We start from the raw sequence: 9,816 nt of genomic DNA on the forward strand, positions 1-9,816 counted from the left end.
CCTGACACACCAACTGTCACCTATCTCCTGATACAGAACCGTCACCGATGTCCTGAGACATCACACCGCGGTGGAGAGGTCGTCCAGATCGGTGTCGAACATGTGTTCTATTGTAGATCACGAATCAGTCACGGCCAAATCAGCGATAGACTCTGATCCCTTATATACAAGGAGAAGTAGGGGAGGTGTCAGTCGGCGTATGGCTGGGTGGGAGGGACCGCGGGTGGAGTTGCGGCGCTTGATGGCGGAGGCGCCGGGGCGTTGATGGCGCTTCCTGATCCGGAGAGTGAGCCGACGCGGATGCCGGATCGGATCATGCTGGCGGCTTGGGCTACCGAGATCGCGGCTGGGTTGTCTGCGGCGTACCCAGAGCTTGTGGGACTGCATGTGGGGGCGATGCGGTATCCGGCAGGGGAGTTGATCAGGAATGTGCGGGTGCCTGACGAATCGGGGCGCAAGTGAGCAGGTGCATGACGATGGGCGAGCTGTCGTTGGGGCGCAGGGGAGTCGGACGGCATCCGTTCTGATCGGTACGGCGTCGGTGGTTCCCGGACTGGGGTACGCCGTACCGCCTGGCCGATGGCGTCTGGTGATCGCTCTGCAGACGGAGGCCGGCGAGAGGGGCCTGGCGTCGCTGGACCTTGCCGTCACCGTGTAAGCCGTACGCGGAGGTGCTGCTCGGGGTGTGTCGTAAACGGGTTGCTGTGGTGTGGGGGTGGGGGGAGACTGCGGGCGCATGGATGATGGTGAGCTTCAGGAGATGTTGCGGAACGAGCGGTATCCGCGGGCGGCGGGGTACTCGGCTCGGTGGATGGTTGATGCCTCGATGGGGCCCAATCCGGTGTGGCAGGTGGAGGCGCTGGCCGGGGTGATGGCGTTCGAGCCGGGGATGCGGGTGCTCGACATGGGGTGCGGGAATGCTTGTAGTTCGGTGTTCCTGGCGCGGGAGTTCGGGGTCGAGGTGTGGGCTACGGAGTTGTGGGTCGAGCCCACGGAGGTTCTGCGGCGGGTGGTCGAGGCGGGGGCTGAGGAGCGGGTTCATCCGGTGCACTCGGATGCTCGGTCGTTGCCGTACGCCGAGGGGTTCTTCGATGCGATCGTCAGCCTCGGGGCGTACCACTACTTCGGGACGGACGACCTGTACCTGGGGTACTTCTCGCGTTTTCTGAAGCCCGGTGGGCGGATCGGCATCGTGCAGCCGGGACCGGTCGAGGAGTACGAGGTGCTGCCGCCGCCGCATCTCGCGGAGTACTGGAAGTGGGACTTCTGCGCCTGGCACAGCGCGGCCTGGTGGCGGCGGCACTGGGAGAAGACGGGGCTGGTCACGGTCGAGGTTGCCGATCAGGTGCCGTACGGATGGCAGGACTGGCTTCAGTGGAACGAAGCCTGCGACCTCGACGGCGGCCGACCGGGTCGCGAAGAAGCCCGCATGCTCCACGCAGACGGCGGCCAAACCCTCGGCCTCACCCGAGTCGTCGCACACCGGAACGACTAGCTACTGCGAGACTGCCGCCATGCCCAGGTGGAGACGGCGTAAGGCCCGAGACACCCCAGCGATCCCAGCGAACGACAGCCGTCGGACCGAGATCGTCGGCGTGAGTATCGATCCTCGGCACGACGTCGCCAGTGGCGGTACCGGGTTGTTCGAGTTCTGGACGGACCAGGGCGTTCCGGTGTACCTGCACGACATGGATCTCGTCAGCGTGGAGGTCCGGCCGGTCGATCAGGTCGTGGTTCTCCGGTTCGAGTACACCGAGGCGCGGTGGACGCCCGCGGCGGCTGAGGCGACGCCTGTGGTTGTGATGCGCTTCGAGGGGGTCGCGGTGCGCTGGTGGAATCAGGAGGCCGGGGTGTTGGGGCAGGTGGGGGACTTCGAGTACGACGGGGGCGACGGGTTCAAGCTCACGACGTACTCGGCTGTCATGGAGTTTGGCGCCGCGCGGCTGGTGGTTACGGCTGAGCCTGGGCGAGGGCGAGGATGATGCCGGCCGGGCCGCGGAGGTAGCAGAGGCGGAAGCCGCCGTCGAACTGGCCGACGCCGTCGAGGAGTTCGGCGCCGTGCCGTTGCAGCCGGGCGATGGTGTCGTCGAGGTCGTCGACGGCGAACATCACCCGGTGCATGCCGAGCGTGTTGTGCGGCGGATTCGGCGGTACGGCGGCGATCGTGGCCGGCGAGTGGTACTTCGCCAGCTCGAGGCGGCCGGGTCCGTCCGGCATCCGCAGCATCGCGAAGTCGCAGCGGACACCGGTGAGGCCGACGGTGCGGTCCACCCAGTCGCCCTCGACCTGGCCGCGGCCGTCCAGCTCCAGGCCGAGCTCCTCGAAGAACGCGATCGCGGCGTCGAGGTCGTCGACGACGATGCCGACGTTGTCCATCCGGAGAAGCGTCATGCGGGTTCCCTCCGACGTGGTCCGTGCGGCCACCGTAGACCGAACGTCTATTGTCTGCGGCATGCAATCTCTGTCTCCGCGGGTTCGGGCGTTGGGTGCGGCTGGAATCTGTCTGGTGATCGCGGTGGCGGCCGGGCTGGCGGTGGACAGCCGGCTGGACCGGCATTGGGTGTTGCGTGGGCTGACGGTGTTCCTGGCGATATGTTGTGCCGCGCTGCTGCTGACCGATCAGACCCGGCGGCTGCGGCAGATCGTCACAGCGGTCGGGCTGGCGATGTTCGGGCTGGTGATCCCGGTGTCGCAGACGACCTGGTCGAAGCCGCCGGAGGTCAAGTTCGCGCTCCAGGTGGCGACCGACGCGAAGACCGCAGCGCAGAAGGCCGGGCAGGGCGCGGTCAGCGTCGCGGACGTGAAGGCGGCGGCCGAGGCGCGCGGGGGCGCGGTCGGGTCGTTCCCGACCGAGAAGACCCCGGAGGTGCACGGCGCGGACGCGTACCCCGTCATCGTCCGCGCGAAGCGTGACCAAGGGCGCCCGTGGGCGTGTTTGTCCTTCACCGGTCAGGCCGCCAAGGTCCGCGCCTGTTGAATACCGGGTCCACTTCATGGGCAATCGATTTCTTCGGGGACCGGCGGCGGCCTAAGGTCGCGCTATGACACTTGGGAACCTCACCGGTATCAGCGCGCTCGCCGACGTCGAGACGCGCTCCATCAGTGCGGAGAACCCGACCGGTGAGCCCGGTCAGGGTGGGCGGCGGACCGAGGGGACCGGGGCGCACGCGGCCCGGGACCTCGGGCAGGGGTGGAAGGTCTCGCCGTCGATCGAGATCGGGCCGGGGGAGACCGCGACGCTCGCGGACATCGCCGGGTCGGGGTGCATCACGCACATCTGGCTGACCACGCACGTCGACCACTGGCGCCGGCTGGTCCTGCGGGCCTTCTGGGACGGCGACGAGGCACCTGCGGTCGAGACGCCGGTCGGCGACTTCTTCTGCTCGGGCTGGGGCAAGTTCGCGCAGGTCAACTCGCTGCCGGTCGCGGTGAACCCCAACGGCGGGTTCAACTGCTACTGGGAGATGCCGTTCAACCAGCAGGCCAAGCTGACCATCGAGAACACCCACGACGAGCCCGTGGTCGTCTACTTCCAGGTGGACTACTGGCTGGGCGCAGTGCCGGACAAGGCGGCGTACTTGCACGCCCAGTGGCGCCGCAGCAACCCGCTCGAGGCCAAGACCGTTCACACGCTGCTGGACGGTGTAGAAGGCCCTGGACACTACGTGGGTACGTACGTCGCGTGGGGCGTCAACAGCTCCGGCTGGTGGGGTGAGGGCGAGGTCAAGTTCTACGTGGACGGCGACGACGAGTTCCCGACCATCTGCGGCACGGGGACCGAGGACTACTTCGGCGGCGCGTGGAACTTCGACGTACCCCACCTGGGCGGCTACACCGAGTTCAGTACGCCGTACCTCGGTATGCCTCAGGTGATCCGCCCGGACGGGCAGTACCAGAGCCAGCAGCGCTTCGGCATGTACCGGTTCCACCTGCCGGACCCGATCCGCTTCAAGGAGCGGCTGCGCGTCGACGTACAGGCCCTGGGCTGGCGCTCCGGCGGTCGCTACCTCCCGCTGCAGGACGACATCGCGTCGACCGCGTTCTTCTACTCCGGCAAGACCAGCACCAACCGGCCCGCGACACCGAGCCACGACGAGATGGAGATCTGTTAGGGGATCGGCAGCGGCTCCTGCAGGGCTGAGTCGGTAAGGACGACCAGGGCCGCGGTCCAGGCGAGCGGAGCCTCGCCGGCGGGCTGCAGGTCGCGGTTGACCTTCTCGGGGAGCGCCCCCGCCTTGGTGCGGTGGTGGTCCAGCCAAGTGAGAAGCGCGGTGGCCGTGTCCTGGTCGCCGCGTGCTGCGGCGCTCAGCGCGAACAGGGCGGTCTGGGGTGTCCACGACACCCCGTCCGCCCGCCAGTCCTCCCCAGGTGTCACGCCGCCGTTCGGTTGCGTCAGTACGTCGTACGCCGCGTCGATCGCCGTACTGACCACCGGACGGGCCGGCGCGAACGGCGGGCCGAGGACCGTGACGATCGCGTCCCGTCCGCCTTGCAGCGTGACCGGCTGCACGCCCGGCTCGACGAAGCTGGTGGCCTGCGCCGGGATCCGCGGATAGTCCGGCCCGAACACCCGATCGGTTGCCTCCGACAACTTTTCCGCGGCGGTCCACCAGCGCGCGGCCTCGGGGGAGTGGTGCAGCGAGGTGGCGATCCGGACCGCGGCCCGCAGTCCGGTCAGCAGCGGCGCGACCGTGCCGAGCGTCAGGTCCCGCTCGGGCCGCTCCCAGTAGTCCGGCGACACGTTCGGCAGGCCGTCCGGGCCGAGCTCGGACAGGATCTGGTCGGCCGACGCGCGGACCATGTCCCAGTACTTGTCGCCCGCCCGGCAGAACCACGTCGCCCACAGCACCCACCCGGACCCGTCCAGCTGCGGCGCGCGGCCGTCACCGACGTGCCCGCCGGCCTCCGTGTACCGCGCCTCCCACCGCCCGCTCGCCGGCCGCACGCGGTTCAGGAACGCGAGTACGGCGAGCCCCTTGTCGTACTGCCCGATCGCGCACCGGGCGACCGCGACGAACGACGCGTCCCGCGGCCACACGTACCGCCACAGACCGTCCTGGCCGGCCAGGGCCGCGCCGTTCGGGCCGGTGAGCGCGTCGAGGTCGGCGATCGCGTGCCGCACCATGTCCTCGTGCGGGTCACTCCCCAGCGACGAGTGCACCGGGGCGTCCGAGATGCCTTGGGAGACCAGCCGCGGTTGCGGGTGCCGATCCAGGCCGTGGACGGTGCCGGCTGCCATCACCGCCAGCAGCAGGGCGATCACGACGTACGGGAACCACCGGTCGAGTGGCCGGTTCTCCCGCATCGCCCCTCCGATCTACTGCGCCAGGTGCTGCACTTCCGCCTCGAACTTACGTCGTGGCGCCAGCTCGACCAGATACATGGCCGACACCACCAGAGCGCCGCCGACCAGCATCCTCCACGTCAAGCTGTCCGAACCGAACAGTACGGCGAACGCCGACGCGAACACCGGCTCCATTGTCATCGCGATCGCCGCGCGGGTGGGAGTCAGGTGTGCCTGGGCCCAGGTCTGCACGATCAGCGCGAGCGCGCCGGCGATCAGCGCCATGTAGACCACACTGATCCAGTCGCGGCCTGTCGAAGGGACGGAGAACCCGCCGGGGATCGCCCCGATCGCGCACGTGCAGGTGATCACGATCATCTGCAGCGACGACAGGCCGAACGCGTTCTTCGGCGTGGACCAGGCGCCGAGCCCGATGATGTGCAGCGCGTACAGGCCGGCGGACGCCAGCGTGAGCAGCTCGCCGGTGCCGAGACTGAACCCGCGCAGCGACAGTACGCCGAGCCCGACCGTGGCGAGGATCACGGCGACCCAGGCCCAGCGCCCGATCCGGTGCCGCAGGATGACCGCGCCGAGCAGCGGCGTGAACACGACGTACATGCCGGTGACGAACCCGGACACGCTCGCCGACGTGTGCCGCAGGCCCTCGGTCTGGACCAGCTGGGCGATGCCGTAGGTGATGCCGAGGGCGACGGCCCGGCCGCGGTCCAGCCGGCTCAGCCGGGCGATCGCGGGCGGGTGCACGAGCAGCAGCGCGACCGAGGCGATCAGGAATCGCAACGCCAGGTAGTCGGCGACGTCCATCCTGGTGAGCAGGTCTTTGGTCAGGAAGAACGTCGATCCCCAGGCGGCCGCAACAGCCAGCAGGGCCAGTACAGCAACGCGAGGGCGGTTCACGCCTTACATCAGATCAGAACGCTTACCTGCAAGGCAAAACGGGACCTCCAGGAAAACGGAAAGAAAGAGCGGAGGGGTGGGCGTGAAGGCAAAAATCAGAGCACCGTGATCACGATCGTCGTGCCCGGTCGCACCTGCTGGCCCGCGCCCGGACTCTGCGCGGCGACGATGTTCAGGCCGAGGTTGAACGGCGCCTTCTGCACGCTGACCTTGAAGCCGGCGCCGGTGAGGATCTGCTGCGCCTCGGCGGTGGTCTTCTTCTTCACGTCCGGTACGTCGACCAGCGGCGGCCCGAGCGAGACGACCAGCGCCACCTTGTCCTTGGCGAACAGGGTGCCGTTGTTCGGCGTCTGGCTGATCACGTCGCCCTCGGGGACCTTGTCGTCGTACTTCGTGGTGCGCGTGACGACGAACCCGAGCGTCTTCAGCGCCTTGCTCGCCTCGTGGTACGACTTGCCGGTCAGGTCCGGTACGCCGATCGGCCGCTTGCCCTTGCTGACCGCGAAGTTCACCGCGGTCCCGGGCTTCACGACCGTGTTGAACTTCGGGCTGATCGCGATCACCCGCCCCTGCGGGACGGCCTCGTCGTACTGCTGGTTGATCTGCCCGGTGATCAGCTTGATCGGCGACAGCGCCTGCTGCGCCGCGTCCAGCGGCAGGCCGACGAGTTGCGGCACCCGGTACCGCTCGGGTCCCTTCGAGACGGTGAGGCCGATGTCGCCTTGCTTCCGGATCCTGTCGCCCGCGCCCGGGTCGGTGCGCATCACCTCGCCGCGAGGGACGTCCTCGGAGAAGTCCTGGTTGTCCAGGCTCGTCTTCAGCCCGGCCTTCGCCGCCTCGGCGGCGGCCGCGGCGGGGGACATCCGGACCAGGCTCGGCGTCGTGGTGTAGCGGTGGATCCCGTAGTACCAGGCGGCGGTCCCGATGCCGATCGCCAGCGCCAGGATCGCGATCAGCGCGATCGGCCCGCGGGACCGGCGCCGCGGCGGGGGCGTGTGCGCGGGTGGTTCGGCCGGAGCCCCGGTCGGGCGTCCGTGGTCCACCGGTACGACGATCGTGTCGTGCCGCATCGGGACGGGCTCGCCGCGGGTGTACCCGTCGTCGTACCCGCTGTCCTGCCGGATCTGCTGGATCGGCACGGTCAGGTCGCCGGTCAGCTCCGGGTCGTCCGGCAGCCCCTCGTCGAGCGCGCTGCGGACCCGGTGCACCTGGCGGCTGAACACCCGCGCGTCGGTCGGCCGCAGATCCCGGTCACGGGCCGTGGCGCGCTGCACGAGCGCGTCGACGTACGGCGGGATCCCGGGCTGCTCGAGCGACGGCGGCGGTACGTCGTTGTGCACGTGCGCGTACGCGACCTGGATGGGCGTGTCGCCGGAGTGGGGCTTGTTGCCGGTGAGCATCTCGTACAGCACGATGCCCGCCGAGTACACGTCCGACCGGGCGTCCGCGCTGCCGTCGGTGACCAGCTCGGGCGCCAGGTACGACACGGTGCCCATCAGAAGGCCCTGGGTGGCCGTGTTGCCGCTGGCGCTGACCGCACGGGCCAGGCCGAAGTCGGCCACCTTCACCGCGCCCTTGTCGGAGATCAGCACGTTCTCGGGCTTGATGTCGCGGTGCACGATGCCCGCGTCGTGAGCGGCCGAGAGCGCGGACAGGACCGGGGTCAGCAGGTCCAGCGCGCGGGCCGGGGACAGCGGCGCTTCGTCGCGGATGACGTCACGCAGCGTGCGGCCGGGGACGTACTCCATCGCCAGGAACAGCGTGCCGTCGTCGTCGCCCTGGTCGAAGACGGCCACGACGTTCGGGTTCGACAGGCGGGCGGCGGCCCGGGCCTCGGCCACGAACCGGCGGGTGAACTGGGCGTCGTCGCCGAGCCCGTCGTGCATCACCTTGAGCGCGACGGTCCGGTCCAGCCGCATGTCGAGCGCCTGGTAGACGGTGGCCATCCCGCCCTTCGCGACGCGCGCGCCCACGCGGTACCGACCGTCGAGCACGCGCCCGACGAGGCGGTCGCTGACCTGCGTGTCCACGTCGTCCGTCACTTGCGGTGAGCCGCCTCTCCCCAAACCGTTCTGCAGAGAGTGTAGATAACGGCGCAGACTTACTGAGCCAGGCTCACCGCAGGGGGTCCCACCCGCGTTCCAGCTGGGCCTTGATCCGCAGGACGTTGCTCACGTACGCCTTCGTGTCGGCGTACATGCCGTTCTTCTTCACCCCGCCGAGGCCCTGGTAGTAGCCGGCCACCGCGATGTCCAGCTTGGCGGCACCGGTCAGGCGGCTGAGCAGTACGACGCCCGCGGTGACGTTGTCGTGCGCCTTCAGCAGGTCGAGCTCGCGGCCGACGATCCGGGACGCGAACCGGCCGGTGGACGGGATCACCTGCATCACGCCGATCGCGTTCGCGGGGGAGACCACGCGCTGCTTCCAGCCGGACTCCTGCCAGGCGACGGCGAGCGCCAGCTGCGGATCGACTCCGTACCGTTTCGCGGCGCTTACGATCAGTGACCGTGTCTGCGACCGGGTCGGCTGCTTGCGCTGCTTCAGGATCGCGCGGTTCCGGTTCGCCTGGGCGACGATGTGGTCCGCGTACTTGCGGCCGGCGAACGTGTTGTCGGTGCGCTTCTTCGGCCGGATCTTCACCGGGACCTGCAGCGCCTTGCCGGCGAAGATCGGGTCGCTCGGCTTCAGCTTGTTGGCGGCCAGCAGGTTCGCCTGGGAGCAGTTGAAGCGTTTCGCGATCCCGGAGATCGTGTCGCCGGCCTTCACGACGTACGTCACCCGCCCGAGCTGGGACCGCTTGGCCGGGGTGCTGGCCGCCGCCGACGGGACCTTGAGCACCTCCCCGGCGTAGATCGCGTTGCCGTTGCCCGGCAGCTTGTTCAGCGCGACCAGGTTGGTGACCGTGGTGCCGTAGCGGCCGGCGATGTGACTGAGGGTGTCACCCTGTTGCACGGTGTAGGCGCCGAGCCCCGGTGATCCGGCGGTGATCACCGCCGCGGTCAGCACCGGTACCGCCAACCCGGTCAAGATCCGGACAACGTTGCGCATCGCAACCAACTCCCCGTTGTGAACGTCACTTGACCCTATGTGCTGAGGCTGATGTGACAACAGGTGCTGATGGGGTTGGTGTTACGCCTGTAACGTAAAGGTTACAATTCAACGCTGAACTACATCGTTGTGGTTCACAATCATTCCGGTTGCTGTCGGCAACCGTGGGTCAGCGCGAGAACCTGCTGACCAGGAAGGGCTTCGCGACGTCGGGGAGCGCCCCGGTGCGAACGGTGTCGGCCAGCACCTGCGCCGTGACCGGCGTCAGCAGGACGCCGTTCCGGTAGTGGCCGGTTGCCCAGAGCAACCGATCCAGTCCGGACGGGCCGAGCACCGGGGCGTTGTCCGGCGTCGCGGGACGCAGCCCGGCGATCGTCTCGACCAGCTCGAGCTCGTCGGTGATCGGCAGCACCGTCCGCGCGTCGCGGAGCAGGTTGAACACGCCGCCGGCCAGCACCCTGGTGTCATAGCCGAGTTCGGTGCTCGTGGCACCGACCACCAGCTCGCCGCCGGGTCGTGGGACGAGGTACACCGAGAAGCCGCGGGCGGTCGCGCGCACGGTGTGCTGC

10 protein-coding genes are annotated in these 9,816 nt (G+C 68.9%); 4 read left to right on the forward strand and 6 right to left on the reverse strand.

The window, feature by feature from the left end:
* The first annotated feature begins 736 nt into the window (after positions 1 to 736).
* A complete protein-coding gene (locus VFF46_RS30855; protein WP_325040754.1) occupies positions 737 to 1,495 on the forward strand; it encodes an SAM-dependent methyltransferase in 759 nt (252 codons plus the stop codon).
* Positions 1,496 to 1,595: 100 nt separating this feature from the next.
* Positions 1,596 to 1,982, forward strand: coding sequence for a hypothetical protein (locus VFF46_RS30860; RefSeq protein WP_325040755.1), 387 nt, complete (start codon positions 1,596 to 1,598; stop codon positions 1,980 to 1,982).
* On the opposite strand, the gene VFF46_RS30865 is transcribed toward VFF46_RS30860, so the two are convergent.
* Positions 1,951 to 2,391, reverse strand: coding sequence for a VOC family protein (locus tag VFF46_RS30865; protein ID WP_325040756.1), 441 nt, complete (start codon positions 2,389 to 2,391; stop codon positions 1,951 to 1,953). The two genes, VFF46_RS30860 and VFF46_RS30865, sit on opposite strands and share 32 nt — an antisense overlap.
* Positions 2,392 to 2,452: 61 nt before the next feature.
* On the opposite strand from VFF46_RS30865, the gene VFF46_RS30870 reads away from it, so the two are divergent.
* Together VFF46_RS30870 and VFF46_RS30875 are read left to right on the forward strand one after the other, a co-directional pair.
* A complete protein-coding gene (locus VFF46_RS30870) occupies positions 2,453 to 2,977 on the forward strand; it encodes a hypothetical protein (RefSeq protein ID WP_325040757.1) in 525 nt (174 codons plus the stop codon).
* A gap of 64 nt (positions 2,978 to 3,041) precedes the next feature.
* Positions 3,042 to 4,112: a glycoside hydrolase family 172 protein gene (locus VFF46_RS30875; RefSeq protein ID WP_325040758.1), complete on the forward strand. Its 1,071-nt coding sequence runs from the start codon at positions 3,042 to 3,044 to the stop codon at positions 4,110 to 4,112.
* Here the strand turns inward: VFF46_RS30875 and VFF46_RS30880 are convergent.
* The 5 genes from VFF46_RS30880 to VFF46_RS30900 form a co-directional block, all read right to left on the reverse strand.
* Positions 4,109 to 5,305 carry a glucoamylase gene (locus VFF46_RS30880; protein WP_325040759.1) on the reverse strand — a complete coding sequence of 399 codons (1,197 nt, stop codon included), beginning with the start codon at positions 5,303 to 5,305 and terminating at the stop codon, positions 4,109 to 4,111. The two genes, VFF46_RS30875 and VFF46_RS30880, sit on opposite strands and share 4 nt — an antisense overlap.
* Positions 5,306 to 5,317: 12 nt before the next feature.
* On the reverse strand, positions 5,318 to 6,199 hold the full coding sequence (locus VFF46_RS30885; protein ID WP_325040760.1) for a DMT family transporter: 882 nt from the start codon (positions 6,197 to 6,199) through the stop codon (positions 5,318 to 5,320).
* Between the two features lie 95 nt (positions 6,200 to 6,294).
* A complete protein-coding gene (pknB, locus tag VFF46_RS30890; protein WP_325040761.1) occupies positions 6,295 to 8,241 on the reverse strand; it encodes a Stk1 family PASTA domain-containing Ser/Thr kinase in 1,947 nt (648 codons plus the stop codon).
* 73 nt (positions 8,242 to 8,314) lie between these two features.
* The gene (locus VFF46_RS30895; RefSeq protein WP_325040762.1) at positions 8,315 to 9,247 is read right to left on the reverse strand and encodes a LysM peptidoglycan-binding domain-containing protein; all 933 of its coding nucleotides are present in this window, start codon (positions 9,245 to 9,247) and stop codon (positions 8,315 to 8,317) included.
* Between the two features lie 169 nt (positions 9,248 to 9,416).
* Positions 9,417 to 9,816 (reverse strand): FAD-dependent oxidoreductase (locus tag VFF46_RS30900; RefSeq protein WP_325040763.1); only part of this gene is annotated, 400 nt, incomplete at its 5' end.

The organism is Kribbella sp., from assembly GCF_035655035.1.
Lineage (GTDB): Bacteria > Actinomycetota > Actinomycetes > Propionibacteriales > Kribbellaceae > Kribbella.

Bases quoted from the DNA above. Each gene is read 5' to 3' on its own strand.
- VFF46_RS30855 (WP_325040754.1), top strand. From the start codon at position 737: ATGGATGATGGTGAGCTTCAGGAGATGTTGCGGAACGAGCGGTATCCG.
- VFF46_RS30865 (WP_325040756.1), bottom strand. From the start codon at position 2,391: ATGACGCTTCTCCGGATGGACAACGTCGGCATCGTCGTCGACGACCTC.
- VFF46_RS30870 (WP_325040757.1), top strand. From the start codon at position 2,453: ATGCAATCTCTGTCTCCGCGGGTTCGGGCGTTGGGTGCGGCTGGAATC.
- VFF46_RS30875 (WP_325040758.1), top strand. From the start codon at position 3,042: ATGACACTTGGGAACCTCACCGGTATCAGCGCGCTCGCCGACGTCGAG.
- VFF46_RS30880 (WP_325040759.1), bottom strand. From the start codon at position 5,305: ATGCGGGAGAACCGGCCACTCGACCGGTGGTTCCCGTACGTCGTGATC.
- VFF46_RS30895 (WP_325040762.1), bottom strand. From the start codon at position 9,247: ATGCGCAACGTTGTCCGGATCTTGACCGGGTTGGCGGTACCGGTGCTG.